This window comes from Bradyrhizobium sp. WSM1743, from assembly GCF_000473065.1.
In the GTDB taxonomy this organism is placed as follows: domain Bacteria; phylum Pseudomonadota; class Alphaproteobacteria; order Rhizobiales; family Xanthobacteraceae; genus Bradyrhizobium.
In genome coordinates this window covers 1-15,296 of sequence record NZ_AXAZ01000109.1, presented here as the reverse complement: position 1 = coordinate 15,296, position 15,296 = coordinate 1, and the positions used below count along the sequence as shown (strand labels likewise).

The following is a 15,296-nucleotide window of genomic DNA, read 5'->3' as shown; positions in this document are numbered from 1 at the left end:
TCTTGCCCGGCGCAACCGAGCCGGTCGCCCGCTGTCGCTGTGACCACTTCACCACTGACGAGACCGCAACACCAAACCGTTCCGCCACAGATCGGCAGCTCTCGCCCGCCAAAACCGACGCCACCACACGCTCGCGAAGATCCAGGGAAAGAGGTCGGGTCATGCGATGCTGGCCTCCAATCCAGTCAGCATCTTGAATCACAATCCGCCAAAAACCGGAATCCCTCCGATTCAATCAAGCGAGGAAATGCTCTAAGTTGCGCGTAACAAACAAGGCGTGCCATCATGGTGGCGTCGGCGGGGCCGGGTGGAGATCGCAGGAGCGGCCCGCCTTGGCGACTTGACCCGGTACGGGGTGTCCGACGATCGACGGCAACTCGCGTGACAATGCGATCAGGCCTTCGAGGTCGATGCCGGTGTTCAGCCCGACCTCCTCGCAGAGATTGACGAGGTCTTCGGTGCAGACGTTGCCCGACGCACCTGGCGCAAACGGGCAGCCGCCGAGACCGCCGAGCGACGCATCGAAACGAAGCGCGCCGGCCTCGAAGCCAGCCATCACATTGACGAGTCCCAGACCCCTCGTATTGTGGAAATGCAGAGTCAATCCGTCGCGTGGGACGAGACCGAGTGCGGATTTGACACGCCGTCTTACGAGCTTCGGATTGGCCATGCCGGTGGTATCTGCGAGTGTGATGCTTTGCGCGCCGAGACGGAGATATGCCTCGATCAGGCGCAGCACCTTACCCTCGTCCTGCTGGCCTTCGAACGGACAACCGAAGGCGGTCGCCAGGGTCGCATTGACGTGAATGCGCCCACCGGTCGCCGCAGTGGCTTCGGCCAGAGCCGATAGTGAACCCTCATGGTCCATGCCCATATTGACCCGATTGTGTGTCACGCTCGCCGACATCACGAAATTCAGCTCGTCGGCACCAGCCGCCAGAGCGCGTTCGGCTCCCCTGAGATTGGGAATGAGAGCAACGAAGATCACGCCTTCGCGTCGAACGATGGAACGGAATACGGCATCACCATCGGCGAGGGCAGGGACCGCCCTCGGCGAGACGAAGGACCCTGCCTCGATCCGGGGAAAGCCCAACTCGGACAAGCGGTCGATCAGTGCGACCTTGCGTTCCGTCGACACGATGACCGGCTCGATCTGGAGGCCGTCGCGCGGGCAGACCTCCTGAATGATGACATCAGGTGTGGCGTTCATTGGACGACACCACGCTGCCGCAGCTCCCGAATATCCTGTTCGGTCTTGCCGAGTTCGGCGAGGACGACTTCGGTGTGTGCGCCGAGCTCAGGGCCGCTCCAGAGGATCGCGCCGGGTGTGTCCGAGAGCTTCGGCACAATGCCAGGCATCTTCACGGACACGTCGCCGGGCAGGATGGCCGGGACGATCATCTCGCGCGCGGCATAGTGCGGGTCGTCGACGATATCGGCTACCGAATAGATGCGCCCGGCGGGGACGCCGGCCGTCTCGAGAATCTCGAGCGCTTCCGCAACGGTGTGCCGGCGGGTCCAATCCGCGATCGCTGCATCGAGCTCGGCATTGCGGGCGACACGCCCGTCATTGGTTGCAAGACCTTCATCCGCGGCAAGATCGGGTCTGCCGACGGCCACCATCAGCCGCTTGAAGATCGCATCGCTGTTTCCGGCAATGACGACGTAACCGCCATCGCGCGTCGGATAGGTGTTGGATGGACTGATGCCGGGCAGCGCGCCCCCGCTGCGGGTGCGGACATGGCCCATCAGATCGTATTCCGGAACCAGGCTCTCCATCAGATTGAAGACGCTTTCGAACAGCGAGACGTCGACGATCTGTCCCTTGCCGCCGCCTGCCTTGACGTGCAGCAGCGACATCAGTGCGCCGATCACTGCGTGCAGCGAGGCGAGGCTGTCGCCGATGCTGATACCTGTGCGCGCGGGCGGAGATTCGAGATCGCCGGTCGTGTAGCGCAGCCCGCCCATCGCTTCACCGATGGCGCCGAAGCCCGGGCGGTCGCGATAGGGGCCGGTCTGTCCGTAACCGGAGATGCGCACCAGCGTCAGGTTGGGATTGAGCGCGGAGAGCACATCCCAGCCGAGGCCCATCTTCTCCAGGATGCCGGGCCGGAAATTCTCAATGACGACGTCCGCCTTAGCCGCGAGAGCCTTTGCGATCGCCAAGCCGTCTTCGCATTTGAGGTCGAGCACGATGGATTTCTTGTTGCGTGATTGCAGGTACCACCACAGCGACGTGCCTTGATGCAGCTTGCGCCATTTGCGCAAGGGATCGCCCTGGCCGGGCTGTTCGATCTTGATCACCTCTGCGCCGAATTCGGCGAACAGTCGTGCTGCAAACGGTGCTGCGATCAGCGTGCCGAACTCGAGCACGCGAACGCCGCTGAGTGGACCTTTCATGTCGCCTCCCTCCCTGGGTCTGTAAAATCTCCTATAGAAGATTTCTCTTTTATAATAGAAAATTTCTGCTAGGGTTTGGTTCGAGAAGGCGCGCATCCACAAGACGCCACTCCGGGACGACAACGCAAAACGGGGAATGCCGTGAGACTGACGTCGGCGGTAACGGCCGCAGCATTGTTGCTGGCCGCAGGAATGTCTGTTGCCACGGCGCAGGCGCAGCAGCTCGGGACGACGGCAGCGAGCACGTTCGGCAACAACAATCCGCAATTCGCGGCGCAGGGCCCGGTGAAGATCGCGTTCTGACGATGGGAATGGACAATCCGTCATCACAAGGGAGGAAAACATGATTGTGTCACTGCTTCGCGTGGCGTGTATCGCCGTGCTGCTCGGCGCCGTTCCTGCCGCTGCGTTCGCCCAGGATGCGCCATTCCGGATCGGCGTGATCGACGACATGTCGGGCATCTATTCCGGCAATGGCGGGCCCGGTACGGTGCTGGCGACCAAGATGGCGGTGGAGGATTTCGGCGGCAAGGTGCTGGGACGTCCGATCGAGGTGGTCTCGGCCGATCACCAGAGCAAGCCCGACATCGGTGCCGCGCTGGCGCGCCAGTTCATCGAGCAGCAGGGTGTCAGTGCCATCATCCCCGGTGGCGCAAGTTCGGTCGGCCTTGCAGTGCAAGCGATCGCACGCTCGCTGAAGAAGACAACCCTGGTCAGCGGCGGCTACGCTTCGAACTTCAGCGGCGACGGCTGTTCACCTTATGGGACCCAATGGGCGCCATCCACCAGCGAGCTGTCCAAGACCATCGCCAAGGGCATTGTCGATGCCGGTGGCAAGAAATGGTTCTTCATCGTCGCCGACTACGTGTTCGGCAAGAACCTCGCGGCCGACGCCGGCGAGACCGTCAAGGCGTCCGGTGGCCAGGTCGTCGGTCAGGTGCTGCATCCGCTCAACGTCACCGATCTCGCCTCGCAGCTGCTGGCGGCGCAAAGCTCCGGCGCCGACGTGATCGGGCTGGCCAATGCCGGCCCGGATCTCGTGCTCGCCATCAAGCAGGCCAGGGAATTCGGCGTGAGCGCCAAGCTGGCGACCATGCTGGTGTTCGAGAACAATGTCACCGCGCTCGGCCTGTCCACCGCGCAAGGCCTGCGGCTTGCTGCCTCCTTCTACTGGGACCTGAACGAAGAGACCCGCGCCTGGTCGAAGCGCTTCATGGCGCGCAACGGCAACAATGTGCCGACCATGGGCCATGTGCTAGCCTATCTTGCCACCACGCACTACCTCAAGGCGGTGACTGCGACCGGCACCGACGATGCCGCGCAGGTCCAGACCAGAATGCTGCAGCAGCCGATCGACGGCAATCTGATCCAGCACGCGCACATCCAGCCCAACGGCCGCGTCCTGTCCGACATGCACATCTTCGAGGTGAAGAGTCCGCAGGACTCCAAGAGCCCGGCGGATCTGTACAAGCTCGTCGCGACACTGCCGGGCGATGGCCTGTTCGTGGCAGCCGAGAAGAGCGGATGTCCTATCTCGCCGTGCGGTGAGAACATCAAAGTTGGAATTGGAGTATCGTCATGAACGCTGAAGGCTCGACGCGCACGATATCACCGCCGGGCGAGGTGCGGGGCGACGTCCCGCACCAGCTTGAAGTCTTCAAAATGTACATCGATGGTGAATGGTGCGAAGCCGCCTCCGGCCGCTGGCTTGAGACCAAAAATCCGTTCACGGGAAATGCGTGGGCCATCATTCCCCGCGGCAATGCCGAGGACATCGACCGCGCCGTGCAGGCGGCGAACCGCGCCTTTGTCGGCGGTGCCTGGGCGAGCATGCATCCGAGCGATCGCGGGCTCCTGCTGCACCGCGTGGGCGAGCTGATTGCCGCGAATGCGGAGCGGTTGGCCGAGCTGGAAGTGCGCGACAACGGTAAGCTCAGGGTCGAGATGCTCGGGCAGATGAAATACCTGCCGCGCTGGTTCCAATACTATGGGGGGCTCGCCGATAAGATCGAAGGCCGCATGCCGCCGACCGACAAGAAGGGCATGCTGCACTACGTTTCCTACGAGCCGGTCGGCGTCGTCGGTGCCATCACGCCGTGGAATTCGCCGCTGCTGCTGACGGTCTGGAAACTCGCACCTGCGCTCGCCGCCGGCAACACCGTGGTGATCAAGCCGTCTGAATTCGCCTCGACGTCCCTGCTCGCACTGGTCCGGCTATTCGAACAGGCCGGGTTTCCCAAAGGCGTGGTCAACGTCGTCACGGGTCTGGGCGCTGAGACTGGCGAGCCCCTGGTCAATCATCCCTTTGTCGATCGGATTGCCTTCACCGGAGGCAATCTTGCCGGCCTCAAGATCTACGAGGCCGCCGCGCGGCAGTTCAAGCGCGTCTCGCTCGAGCTCGGGGGCAAGTCGCCCAACATCGTCTTCGGCGATGCCAGCATCGAGGACGCGGTCAAGGGTGTGATCTCCGGCATCTTCGCCGCAAGCGGCCAGACTTGCATGGCGGGATCGCGGTTGCTGCTGCATTCCTCGATCCACGACGCGTTCCTTGCGCGTCTGGTCGAAATGATGAAGGCTGCGCGGCTCGGCGATCCCAACAACCCGGAGACCGACGTCGGACCGCTGGCGACCGAGCAGCAGCTTGCGAAGGTCCTCCAATATATAGAGCTGGCGAAGGAAGAGGGCGCCCGATGTGTCCTTGGTGGGCGGCGAGCCACCCAGGGGGAATGCGGGCAGGGTTGGTTCGTGGAGCCGACCATCTTCGCCGATGTCACCAACGACATGCGAATCGCGCGCGAAGAGGTGTTCGGTCCGATTCTGAGCGTGATCAAGTTCGATTCCGACGACGAGGCGATCGCGCTCGCCAATGACACGCCTTTCGGCCTCGCGGCCGGCCTGTGGACCACCGATCTGGCGCGGGCAATCGCGATGCCGAAGCGGCTGCGGGCTGGGACGGTCTGGGTCAACGCCTATCGTGTGGTCAGCTATCTCTCGCCATTCGGCGGCTTCAAGGAATCGGGCCTCGGCAGGGAGAACGGGCTTGAAGCAATCTACGAGTATCTCGAGCCCAAGAGCGTGTTCATCAATCCGAAGCCGTCGATTTCCAATCCGTTTACGCTGCAATAGACAGGTGTGGCACGGGTTATATCCGGCGACGCCGAATAACGAGGTAGTAGGCGCAGGGCGTTTTACCGGCGTTGATCAAGCGGTAGGAGTCTCGGACCTCGAAGTAGAAGGAGTCGCCGGTCTCGAGCACGTAGTTGGCCTCCCCCGTCTGGAGCGTCAGCTGGCCCTCATGCACGACGATGTATTTCTCAGTCGGCACCTTGTACGGCGGCAATTCGCCCGAAGACTCGCCCGGGGGAATCCGGTGCAGCAAAAACTCGAGGTCGTTGTCCAAATGAGTCGGCGACAGGTTGTGACGCTCGAAGCCGGTCTCGGGATCCTTGAAGGCCAGCCGATTGGCTTTCCGGATCACGGTGACTTGCGCGGGATCGGGCTCCGCGCCCATCAGCGTGGACATCGAGACATTGAGTCCCTTGGCAATCCGCACGATGATCGCAAGAGTGGGGCTCTTCTCGCCGCGTTCGACCTTGGACAGCATGGCGCGGCTGACACCGGATTGCGCCGCAAATTCCTCCAGCGTCAGGCCTGCCTGCGTCCGTAGCTGCTTTACCCGGCTGCCGACTTCGATGATGATGGCGTCGTCGCCGGCACGGCCGGTTCGCTGCTGCCGCTTCGATTTTGTCGGAGTTTTGCGTGAAGTTGCGCCCTCGTTTCCGGGCGCTTCCGAGGTCTTCTGTCGTCGTGCAGGCAATCTGTCGTGCATGCCGCGCATATTTTCAGAAGTTGGGCCGCCTCACAAGGTTGTATGTGTCCCGGTCTCGCGCGGAAGCGCCGTTCGGCCGCGGATCGCCTGCGGCGGTCCGCCTTGACGAATAAGCCGTGCTCTACGAATTGACGTGCACGAAATCCCGCAGCAGCGGATAGATCTCGTTGTTCCAGCGCTTGCCGGAGAACACGCCGTAATGGCCGACGCCAGCCTGCATGTGGTGGACGCGGCGATAGGCGCGCACGCCGGTGCAGAGGTCTTGTGCTGCGAGGGTCTGGCCGATTGAGCAGATATCGTCCTTCTCGCCCTCGACCGTCATCAGGCCCATGCGGCTGACGGCTTTGGTGTTCACGGGGCGGCCGCGATGCATCAGCCTGCCCTGCGGCAAGAGGTGCTCCTGGAACACGTCGCGCACGGTCTCGATGTAGAATTCCGCCGGAAGATCCATCACGGCGAAATATTCGTCGTAGAACGTCTTGATGGTCGCCGCCTTCTCCTTCTCGCCCTTGGCGATGTGGTTGGCGAGGTCGAGATGCTGCTTGATGTGGCGCTCGAGATTCATCGAGACGAAGGCGGTGAGCTGCACGAAGCCGGGATAGACCTTGCGCAAGGCGCCGCGGCACTGCATCGGCACATAGTTGATCAAATTGCGCTCGAACCATTCGATCGGCTTGCTCTTGGCGAACTCGTTGACCCTGGTCGGCTGGATCCGCGTGTCGATCGGGCCCGCCATCAGCGTTAGCGTCGCCGGGCGCGAGGGATGGTTGTCCTCGCACATGATCGCCGCGGCCGCGAGCGCCGACACCGAGGGCTGGCAGATCGCGACCATGTGCGGGCGCGGACCGAGCTGTCCGAGGAAATCGATCAGGTGCTCGGTGTAGTCGTCGAGCCCGAAGCGGCCCTCGCTGCGGGGAATGTCGCGCGGATTGTGCCAGTCGGTGATGTAGACGTCGTGGTCCTGGAGCAGCGTCTTCACGGTGCCGCGCAGCAGCGTGGCGAAGTGTCCGGACATCGGCGCCACCAGCAGCATGCGCGGCTGCTCGCCCACGCCGTCCTTGCGAAAATGCAGCAGCGAGCCGAATGGCGTCGCATAGGCGATCTCCTCGCTGACGGCGATTTCGCGGTTGCCCACCATGACGCTGTCGATGCCGTAGGCGGGACGGTCATAGGTGAGGGTGGAGCGCGAGATCAGCTCCAGCGCGGCCGACAGCCTGCCGACGACCTGGTCCGATAGGCCCTGAGGCACCAGATTGAGGAATTTGAGCGCGGACGAAGCCCCCGCGCGCCACGGCGCCGTCAGGTCCATGTGGTTCTGAAAGGCCTGATAATACATCGACATCATACTGAAAGCCCACCTGCCTCCTGTCGTGATGCAATATCGAAGCCAGACGGGGCGCGGACCGCCCGGAAAATTGGCACGTCGCTTGCTGCGCTCTGGGCGGGTAGCACAGGTCACGGGCACGCACGCGCGGCGGTGCGTTGCCCAGGCGTGAGGGAAGGCTCCATGGCGAAGGCGACACTGACCATCAGCAGCAAGAACTACTCGTCCTGGTCGCTGCGCGGATGGCTGCTGACGAAATTCTCCGGGCTCGATTTCGAGGAGATCGTCACCGCGCCCGATGATCCGTCGGCGCGCGCCGAAATCCTGCTGCTGTCGTCCTCGATCCTGGTGCCGTGCCTGCGGCACGAGGGCGCCGTGGTGTGGGATACGCTGGCGATTGCCGAATATCTCAACGAGGTGATGCCGGACGCCGGCTTGTTGCCGGCCGACCGCATCCAGCGCGCCCATTGCCGCTCGATCTCAGGCGAAATCCATTCCGGCTTCACCACGCTGCGCGCCTCGCTGCCGGTCAACCTGAAGGGGCACTTTCCCGGCTTCAAGATCTGGTCGCGGGCGCAGGCCGACATCGACCGCGTCTGGTTCATCTGGCGCGACTGCCTGGAGAAATCGGGCGGCCCGTTCCTGTTCGGCACGCAGCGCACCATGGCGGATGCGATGTACGCACCGGTGGTGACGCGCTTTGTGACTTACGACGTCAAGCTCGCGCCGCCGCTGAAGGCCTATGCCGACACCATCATGGCCATGCCGGAGATGCAGGAATGGATCGCGTCGGCGAAGGAGGAGCCGGCCGAGATCGAGGAGCTCGAGGTCGAATATTAGGCAGATGTCGCGCGGCCCTGCCTGTTTCGGCGGCGGGGTCCCCTCGCCGGCGATCTCACAGCTATGCCTTTGCCACCGTTAACATTTGGCGCCGGTGCCAGGCCCGGCCGATCCGGCGCGCTGCCGAGATATTGTACAGGCCCGCAGAGCCGTATCGACATCTAGCCGGGAACAGATGCGTACATGGCCTTTCGGCTGATTCGGACGTGATTCGTTCGGGCCGCGTTCCAAAGGTTAAAGCGGAGCGCGGCCCCGTCGCATTTTGAAACAGAGACCGCCGTCAGGCGGCCCCGCGCTGCTTCACGCGTGGCAGGCGCCAGCCGATCACGGTTGCTTCGACCGCAATGCCGGCCTCGTGGTTCTGCCAGCGTCCCTCGACATAGCGGCAGGCGAACGGCAGTTGATATGTTCCGCTGTGATCCTCGCATAGCACTTCGAGTGGCAGACCCGGCGGAGGTTCTCCGGCGCCATCGAATTCCGCCAAACGTCTATCGCGCGTTGCCATTCCAAAAATCTCCCCTAATCAAAGCCGCGGGAAGAGCGCCCACTTCTTCCGCGTGCGGTTCATTGCTCCCCGTCCCAGGGGAACGAGCCCAAGCTCAACGCGAGAATGCGGTGCGAGTGTGGTAGCCTCACGCGGCAGCGCGCAAACAGCGCACATTGCTGTGATCATCGAGTAAGGAACTTTTCATGCTGGTTCGAAGCCCGGGCATTTGTTTTGCGATGTTGCTGCTCGCCACGCTGGCGCCTCTGCCGGTGCACGCGCAGGACGTGCCCGGCATCGAGATCTGCACCGTCGAGAAGACCATGGAGCGGCGCACCAGTTGCCTGCAGAGCAATGTCGACTTCCTGCAGAAGACCATCACCAAGCTCACCCTCGATCATCAGCAGAAGCTGGATGCCGCGGGTCGCCAGATCGACGCCTTGAAGACAGGCATCGCCGGCTTGCAGAAGACGCTCGCCGACCTTCAGGCCGCGCAGGCGAAGACCGCGGAGGACGTGAAGAAGAGGCAGGACGCGCCGGCGCCGAAGGACGCGGCCAAATAAATGGTGCCGTGTCCCGGACGCGGTGCAGCGTGCAACGCTCCGCTGAGCCGGGACCCAGAGGCCACGCGTGAGTGTGGTGAGATGGGCCCCGGCTTGGCAGTGCACCACGCCGCAAAGGGCGGCGCGCTGCGCTGCATCCGGGGCACGAGAGCAATCCCGATCAAGCGAAGCGCGCGGCGGCAGCACATCATCGCCGCGCTTCGAATGAGGGCCTGAACCGCCATGAACCCAGCCCAGCGCGCGCTCTGGTATATCGAGAGCCATCTGGCCGAGCCGATGACGCTCGACGAGATCGCGGCGGTCTCGGGCGTGTCGCGGTTCCACATCGTGCGTGCGTTTGCCGCAGCAGTCGGTCTTCCCGTGATGCGCTACGTGCGCGCGCGGCGGCTGACGGAGGCCGCGCGCAGTCTGGCAAAGGGCGCACCCGACATCCTGTCGCTGGCGCTGGAGGCGGACTACGGCTCGCACGAAGCCTTCACCCGCGCGTTCCGCGACCATTTCGGCACCACGCCCGAAGCGGTCAGGGCGGCAACGTGCGTCAGCCACCTCAAGCTTCAGGAGCCGATCCTCATGGATTCCACGATGCTCGATACTCTCGCTCCACCGCGTTTCGAGACCGCCAAGGCCTTTCTCGTCGCCGGTCCCGCCGAGCGCATCTCCTGCGACAACGGCGCCATGATCCCGGGTCTGTGGCAACGCTTCCACCAGGAGGTCGCCGACATTCCCGCCCGCGTCGGTCACGTCGCCTACGGCGTCTGCTGCAACGGCGATGATGCCGGCAATTTCGACTACATCGCCGGCGTCGAGGTCGCCGATTTCTCCGACCTGCCGCGCCGCTTTGGTCGCATCCGCATTCCCGAGCAGCGCTATGCCGTCTTTAGGCACTCGGATCACGTCGCTTCGATCCGGCGCACGGTGAACACGATCTGGAATCAGTGGCTGCCGGCATCCGGCCTCAGAGCCGCAGACGCGCCGAACTTCGAGCGCTACGATGAGACGTTCGATCCTGCAACCGGCAATGGCGGTTTCGAGATCTGGCTGCCGGTGAGGGAGTAGCGCGCAACGCTGGCATACCGTCCCGCTTGCTTGGCAAGCCTTGGCGACTTTGTCATAACCGCTGGCAAATCTTGCCTGCGGGGCCCGTGCCGGACATCCCGTGCAAGCCATAACAAGCAGCCGGGAGGGTCCCAAAATGTCCAACGTCCGCGTTCTCGCCACCGACCTCGAATTTCCCGAAGGGCCGGTTGCGATGCCGGACGGCTCGGTGGTGCTGGTGGAGATCCGTGGCCAGCGTCTCACCCGTGTCTATCCTGACGGGCGCAAGGAGATCGTCGCCAAGGTCCCGGGCGGCCCGAATGGCGCCGCGCTCGGACCCGATGGCAAGATCTACATCTGCAACAATGGCGGCTTCTCCTGGATCCCGACACGCAACATGATCATGCCCGGTCCGCAGCCGGACGATTATCTCGGCGGCTCGATCCAGCGCGTCGACCTGCAATCCGGCAAGGTCGAGACCGTCGTGACCAAATGCGGCGTGCACGATCTGCGCGGGCCGAACGACCTCGTCTTCGACAGCCACGGCGGCCTCTGGTTCTCCGATCTCGGCAAGCGCCGCGCGCGCGAGATGGATGTCGGTGGCATGTATTACCTCAAGCCCGGCATGACCGAGATCGTGGAGGTCGTGCATGGCGTGCTGCCGGCCAACGGCATCGGGCTGTCGCCGGACGAGAACACGGTCTACATCGCGGAGACGCCGACCGGGCGGCTCTGGGCCTATGAGCTCTCCGCGCCGGGCACGCTCAAGCCGCGCGATCCGATCTATCGCGGCGAGCGCGGCAAGCCGATCTGCGGCCTCGGCGGCTACCAGATGTTCGACTCGCTCGCGGTGGAAGCGAACGGCAATGTCTGCGTTGCCACTCTCGTCTCCGGCTGCATCTCGGTGATCGCGCCCGACGGCACCCTGGTCGAGCAGGTTCCGACCGGCGACCGCGTCACCACCAACATCGCCTTCGGCGGCCCCGAGCTGAAGACCGCCTACATCACGCTGTCGGGCAAGGGCGAGCTGGTCGCCATGGACTGGCCGCGCGGCGGTTTGCCGTTGAATTTCTTGAACAAGTGACGATTGCGCCTTGCGCAATCGTCATTCCGGGGCGATGCGAAGCATCGAACCCGGGATCTCGAGATTCCGGGTCTGGTCCTTCGGACCATCCCGGAATGACAATCACGAGGAACGATCAAATGCCCTGGCCCGATCCCGTCACCCTGCGTGGACAGCATGCCCGTCTGGAGCCGCTGTCGCATCAGCATCGCGAGGGGCTGGTCGAGGCGGTCAAGGACGGCGAGCTGTCAAAACTCTGGTACACCGCGATCCCGCTGCCGGAAAACATGGGCAAGGAGATCGACCGCCGCCTGGCTTTGCAGGCAGCCGGCTCGATGCTGCCGTTCACCGTGTTCGACGCCGGCGGCAGGATCGTCGGCATGACCACCTACATGAACATCGATGCCGCCAATCGCCGCGTCGAGATCGGCTCGACCTGGTATGGCAAGAGCGCGCAGCGCGGCCCGCTCAACACGCAGTGCAAGCTGCTGCTGCTGCGCCATGCCTTCGAGACCCTGAATTGCATCGCGGTGGAGTTCCGCACGCATTTCTTCAACCACCAGAGCCGCCGCGCCATCGAGCGCCTCGGCGCCAAGCAGGACGGCATCCTGCGCAGCCATCAGATCGCGCCGAACGGCACGCTGCGCGATACCGTGGTTTACAGCATCACCGCCGCCGAATGGCCGACGGTGCAGGCGCATCTCGAATTCCAACTCAACGACAAGCCGCGCTAGGGATGAGCATAAGAATGAGTTCGGTGCATCCGCGGTCACGCTGCGCTCCCTCTCCCGCTTGCGGGGGAGGGCTGGGGAGGGGGTGCCTCCGCGGTGGGATTCCCCGCGTGGAGAGAGCCCCCACCCGGCGCTACGCGCCGACCTCCCCCGCAAGCGGGAGAGGTTGGACCGAGCTCGTGGCCAGCACCATTCAATCAGCACTGATTGCGCCCTAGGACGTGAGGCACCATGGATAGATTTGATTATGTGATCGTCGGCGCGGGTTCCGCCGGTTGCGTGCTCACCAGCCGGCTCAGCGAGGATCCCAACACCAGCGTCTGCGTGCTCGAGGCGGGCCCTTCCGACTGGCATCCCTACATCCATCTGCCGGCGGGCTTCATCAAGACCTTCCACATGAAGAGCATCAACTGGGCCTATCAGCAGGAGCCCGGTCCGTGGACCGGCGGGCGCAGCATCTACGCGCCGCGCGGCAAGACGCTTGGTGGTTCGTCCTCGATCAACGGCCACATCTACAATCGCGGCCAGCGCATGGATTTCGACACCTGGGCGCAGATGGGCAATCGCGGCTGGGGCTATGCCGACGTGCTGCCGTACTTCCGGCGGCTGGAGAAACGGGTCGGCGAAGGCGAGGACACCTATCGCGGCCGCGACGGCAACCTCATCGTCACCACCATGAACTGGCGCGATCCGCTCTGCGAAGCCTTCATGGAAGGCGCGGTCTCGCTCGGCATTCCCCGCAATCCCGATTACAACGGCAAGACCCAGGAAGGCGTCTCCTACTGCCAGCGCACCATCAACAACGGCCTGCGTGTCTCCGGCGCGACAGCGTTCCTCAAGCCCGCGATGAAGCGGCCCAACGTGCACGTGCACACGCGTGCGCACGCGACCGAGATCATCTTCGAGGGCAACCGCGCCGTCGGCGTGCGCTACATGAAGGGCGGCCGCGGCGGTCATCCTGTCGAAGTGCGCGCCAACAAGGAAGTCATCCTCTCCGGCGGCACCTATAATTCGCCGCAGCTGCTGCAGCTCTCCGGCATCGGCTCGCCGGACCTGTTGCAGCAACACGGCATCGCCGTGCGCCACGCGCTGCCGGTCGGCGAGGGCCTTCAGGACCATTACGCCCCGCGCACGGTGGCGCGCGTCAAGGACATCAAGACCATCAACGAGCTCCGCCGCGGCTTCTCGCTGTGGATCGAGGCGATGAAATGGGCCACCGCGCGCCGCGGCCTGCTGTCGCTGTCGCCGACCATGGTCTATTGCTTCTGGCATTCCGGCGAGAGCGCCGAGAGTTCCGACCTGCAGCTCACTTTCACCCCCGCCTCCTACAAGGAGGGCGTGCAGGGCCAGCTCGAGGACGAGCCCGGCATGACCGTGGCATCCTGGCAGCAGCGCCCCGAGAGCCGCGGCTATGTCCGCATCCGCTCGTCTGATCCGTTCGCGCCGCCGATCATCCAGACCAATTATCTCGACGCCGAGCTCGACCGCCGCGTCATCGTCGGCGGCATGAAGCTCGCGCGGCGCTTGCTGAAGAGTGCGCCGCTGTCGCCCTATTACGCCTACGAGGATTTCCCCGGCCCCAACGTCAACACCGACGACGAATTCCTCGCCGCCGCCACCCAGCGCGGCACCACCACCTTCCACCCCGGCTGCACCTGCCGCATGGGTCCGGCGGATTCCACCTGGGCCGTGGTCGACGACCAGCTCCGCGTCCACGGCCTCGAAGGCCTCCGCGTCATCGACGCCTCCGTCATGCCCCGCATGATCTCGGCAAACCTCAACGCCTCCACCATGATGATCGCCGACCGCGCCTCGGATCTGATACGCGGCAAGCAGCCGATGGAAGCCGCAAGGATTCCGGACGCCGCGGTGGCGTGAGGTGATTGAGCCCTGGCGTCAGATCATCGATGAACGGGAACGCCTTCTCCTAGAAGAGGAGTTAAGAAAGGAGATTGGCGATCGTCACCCGCTTGCTGCTTTGCCGATCAAGGTGCAAGCCAGGCGAGATGACCGCGACGACGTTCTTGTCTCACTGGAAGATGGGAGAGTTGCCGAAGTTCACTTGACGTGGTCCGGCAAGGAGGCTGATCCAAGCTGGCCCCGAACTGTCATTTTCGAATCGATGGACAAGTGGCGGACGGAGGCTAATCTGACGTAGCCCGGATGGAGCGCAGCGTAATCCGGGACGAGCGCAGCCGCCCGCGCGCCTTTCCCCGGATTGCGCTGCGCTCCATCCGGGCTACAGGTCTGCCCGTCGGGCAAAACACCCGCAACGCCGTCAACCCCTTCCCGCAAAAATATTCCGCTTTACCGAAATTCGGAATTGCGGCATAGATCGAAACAGCCCGGCTCACGGAAGAGGGGCGGTTCGCGAGTCGTTCGAAACGCGGGCCGGGTTGCGGTGGACGCGGCAGCGTCGGCACGAAAGGTGCGGGCAGGGCGGGTAGTCCCTGTGAGCCCGAAACCGCGTGCAGACGGACGGCGCTGAGCGCGTACGGCAAAACCGTGTGGTCCTGGCCGTCGTTGCTACGGTCAAGCCTTCTGCGAAAATGCGCGCGAGCCCAACCGGGCAGACGGCATCGTCAATTCGCGGGGCGAGGGAGGCCAGAGGGAAAGTTCGGCTCCCGGGAGAGCACGGCATAAGCCGTCCGACCATCGCGCAGGGAAGGCCGAGTGATCGGCACCACCTGTATGCTGCTGTGCGGTTTCTCTGCGTGTGCTTTCGCGCAGCNGACCGCGGGTGCCAGTCGGCACCCGGCCTTCCCCATAGGCGTTAAGTTTATTCTTGAGTGTTGGAATCACACGTGATTCCAAGGCGGGATGGCAGACGAATCGCTTCTGAACGAGGACTGGACGAGAGTGGTTGCGCAGCTCGGCGGGGCTGCGCAGCTTGAAATAAGTGCGCGCCAGACGAAGGCTTTCGTGCGGCGGCGCCAAATTCCAGATGCGGTGTCGTTACTTCGGCTGATGCTGGCCTATTGTCTGGGTGAAAGAGGGTTGAGATCGACAGCCGCGTGGGCCGCTTCT

General features: G+C 63.8%; 16 protein-coding genes and 1 pseudogene. 11 read left to right on the top strand and 6 right to left on the bottom strand.

Going from position 1 to position 15,296, the window contains the following annotated elements:
- From YU9_RS48520 to YU9_RS0136610, 3 genes are all read right to left on the bottom strand, one after another.
- The coding region (locus YU9_RS48520; RefSeq protein WP_156952337.1) for a helix-turn-helix domain-containing protein at positions 1-163 on the bottom strand (163 nt) is incomplete at its 3' end.
- A 120-nt stretch (positions 164-283) separates the two neighbouring features.
- Positions 284-1,210, bottom strand: coding sequence for a hydroxymethylglutaryl-CoA lyase (locus YU9_RS0136615; RefSeq protein WP_027577164.1), 927 nt, complete (start codon positions 1,208-1,210; stop codon positions 284-286).
- Positions 1,207-2,400, bottom strand: a complete 1,194-nt coding sequence (locus YU9_RS0136610) for a CaiB/BaiF CoA-transferase family protein (protein ID WP_027577163.1) — start codon at positions 2,398-2,400, stop codon at positions 1,207-1,209. Before YU9_RS0136610 ends, YU9_RS0136615 begins: the two co-directional genes overlap by 4 nt.
- A gap of 141 nt (positions 2,401-2,541) precedes the next feature.
- Here YU9_RS0136610 and YU9_RS48515 point away from each other — a divergent pair, with 141 nt between their 5' ends.
- The 3 genes from YU9_RS48515 (at position 2,542) to YU9_RS0136595 (ending at position 5,526) form a co-directional block, all read left to right on the top strand.
- Positions 2,542-2,703, top strand: a complete 162-nt coding sequence (locus tag YU9_RS48515; protein WP_156952336.1) for a hypothetical protein — start codon at positions 2,542-2,544, stop codon at positions 2,701-2,703.
- Between the two features lie 40 nt (positions 2,704-2,743).
- A complete protein-coding gene (locus YU9_RS43745; protein WP_051380648.1) occupies positions 2,744-3,982 on the top strand; it encodes an ABC transporter substrate-binding protein in 1,239 nt (412 codons plus the stop codon).
- An 80-nt stretch (positions 3,983-4,062) separates the two neighbouring features.
- Positions 4,063-5,526, top strand: a complete 1,464-nt coding sequence (locus YU9_RS0136595; protein ID WP_036019087.1) for an aldehyde dehydrogenase — start codon at positions 4,063-4,065, stop codon at positions 5,524-5,526.
- A gap of 16 nt (positions 5,527-5,542) precedes the next feature.
- On the opposite strand, the gene YU9_RS43740 is transcribed toward YU9_RS0136595, so the two are convergent.
- Both YU9_RS43740 and YU9_RS0136585 read right to left on the bottom strand, forming a co-directional pair.
- Positions 5,543-6,229 carry a helix-turn-helix domain-containing protein gene (locus YU9_RS43740; protein ID WP_198028360.1) on the bottom strand — a complete coding sequence of 229 codons (687 nt, stop codon included), beginning with the start codon at positions 6,227-6,229 and terminating at the stop codon, positions 5,543-5,545.
- A 121-nt stretch (positions 6,230-6,350) separates the two neighbouring features.
- Entirely contained in the window at positions 6,351-7,574 is a 1,224-nt protein-coding gene (locus YU9_RS0136585; RefSeq protein ID WP_027577161.1) for a polyhydroxyalkanoate depolymerase, read from the bottom strand.
- A gap of 162 nt (positions 7,575-7,736) precedes the next feature.
- On the opposite strand from YU9_RS0136585, the gene YU9_RS0136580 reads away from it, so the two are divergent.
- A complete protein-coding gene (locus YU9_RS0136580; RefSeq protein ID WP_027577160.1) occupies positions 7,737-8,393 on the top strand; it encodes a glutathione S-transferase family protein in 657 nt (218 codons plus the stop codon).
- Positions 8,394-8,673: 280 nt separating this feature from the next.
- Here YU9_RS0136580 and YU9_RS0136575 read toward each other — a convergent pair whose 3' ends face one another.
- The gene (locus tag YU9_RS0136575) at positions 8,674-8,898 is read right to left on the bottom strand and encodes a hypothetical protein (protein ID WP_024339451.1); all 225 of its coding nucleotides are present in this window, start codon (positions 8,896-8,898) and stop codon (positions 8,674-8,676) included.
- A 185-nt stretch (positions 8,899-9,083) separates the two neighbouring features.
- On the opposite strand from YU9_RS0136575, the gene YU9_RS0136570 reads away from it, so the two are divergent.
- The 7 genes and pseudogenes from YU9_RS0136570 to YU9_RS49625 all read left to right on the top strand — a co-directional run.
- Positions 9,084-9,440, top strand: a complete 357-nt coding sequence (locus YU9_RS0136570) for a hypothetical protein (protein WP_027577159.1) — start codon at positions 9,084-9,086, stop codon at positions 9,438-9,440.
- Between the two features lie 222 nt (positions 9,441-9,662).
- On the top strand, positions 9,663-10,496 hold the full coding sequence (locus YU9_RS0136565) for an AraC family transcriptional regulator (protein WP_027577158.1): 834 nt from the start codon (positions 9,663-9,665) through the stop codon (positions 10,494-10,496).
- Positions 10,497-10,632: 136 nt separating this feature from the next.
- The gene (locus tag YU9_RS0136560) at positions 10,633-11,559 is read left to right on the top strand and encodes an SMP-30/gluconolactonase/LRE family protein (RefSeq protein WP_027577157.1); all 927 of its coding nucleotides are present in this window, start codon (positions 10,633-10,635) and stop codon (positions 11,557-11,559) included.
- A gap of 119 nt (positions 11,560-11,678) precedes the next feature.
- The gene (locus YU9_RS0136555) at positions 11,679-12,272 is read left to right on the top strand and encodes a GNAT family N-acetyltransferase (RefSeq protein ID WP_027577156.1); all 594 of its coding nucleotides are present in this window, start codon (positions 11,679-11,681) and stop codon (positions 12,270-12,272) included.
- A gap of 228 nt (positions 12,273-12,500) precedes the next feature.
- Positions 12,501-14,147 (top strand): GMC family oxidoreductase, encoded by a 1,647-nt coding sequence (locus YU9_RS0136550; RefSeq protein ID WP_027577155.1) that lies wholly within the window; start codon positions 12,501-12,503, stop codon positions 14,145-14,147.
- A gap of 1 nt (position 14,148) precedes the next feature.
- Positions 14,149-14,427, top strand: a complete 279-nt coding sequence (locus YU9_RS43735; RefSeq protein ID WP_051380646.1) for a hypothetical protein — start codon at positions 14,149-14,151, stop codon at positions 14,425-14,427.
- 662 nt (positions 14,428-15,089) lie between these two features.
- Positions 15,090-15,296: pseudogene (locus tag YU9_RS49625) on the top strand (hypothetical protein); the annotation flags it as partial.

What these genes read in the sequence shown, in the direction of transcription:
- YU9_RS0136615 (WP_027577164.1), bottom strand. Translation starts at nt 1,210, where the DNA reads ATGAACGCCACACCTGATGTCATCATTCAGGAGGTCTGCCCGCGCGAC.
- YU9_RS0136610 (WP_027577163.1), bottom strand. Translation starts at nt 2,400, where the DNA reads ATGAAAGGTCCACTCAGCGGCGTTCGCGTGCTCGAGTTCGGCACGCTG.
- YU9_RS43745 (WP_051380648.1), top strand. Translation starts at nt 2,744, where the DNA reads ATGATTGTGTCACTGCTTCGCGTGGCGTGTATCGCCGTGCTGCTCGGC.
- YU9_RS0136595 (WP_036019087.1), top strand. Translation starts at nt 4,063, where the DNA reads ATGTACATCGATGGTGAATGGTGCGAAGCCGCCTCCGGCCGCTGGCTT.
- YU9_RS43740 (WP_198028360.1), bottom strand. Translation starts at nt 6,229, where the DNA reads ATGCACGACAGATTGCCTGCACGACGACAGAAGACCTCGGAAGCGCCC.
- YU9_RS0136585 (WP_027577161.1), bottom strand. Translation starts at nt 7,574, where the DNA reads ATGATGTCGATGTATTATCAGGCCTTTCAGAACCACATGGACCTGACG.
- YU9_RS0136580 (WP_027577160.1), top strand. Translation starts at nt 7,737, where the DNA reads ATGGCGAAGGCGACACTGACCATCAGCAGCAAGAACTACTCGTCCTGG.
- YU9_RS0136575 (WP_024339451.1), bottom strand. Translation starts at nt 8,898, where the DNA reads ATGGCAACGCGCGATAGACGTTTGGCGGAATTCGATGGCGCCGGAGAA.
- YU9_RS0136570 (WP_027577159.1), top strand. Translation starts at nt 9,084, where the DNA reads ATGCTGGTTCGAAGCCCGGGCATTTGTTTTGCGATGTTGCTGCTCGCC.
- YU9_RS0136565 (WP_027577158.1), top strand. Translation starts at nt 9,663, where the DNA reads ATGAACCCAGCCCAGCGCGCGCTCTGGTATATCGAGAGCCATCTGGCC.
- YU9_RS0136560 (WP_027577157.1), top strand. Translation starts at nt 10,633, where the DNA reads ATGTCCAACGTCCGCGTTCTCGCCACCGACCTCGAATTTCCCGAAGGG.
- YU9_RS0136555 (WP_027577156.1), top strand. Translation starts at nt 11,679, where the DNA reads ATGCCCTGGCCCGATCCCGTCACCCTGCGTGGACAGCATGCCCGTCTG.
- YU9_RS0136550 (WP_027577155.1), top strand. Translation starts at nt 12,501, where the DNA reads ATGGATAGATTTGATTATGTGATCGTCGGCGCGGGTTCCGCCGGTTGC.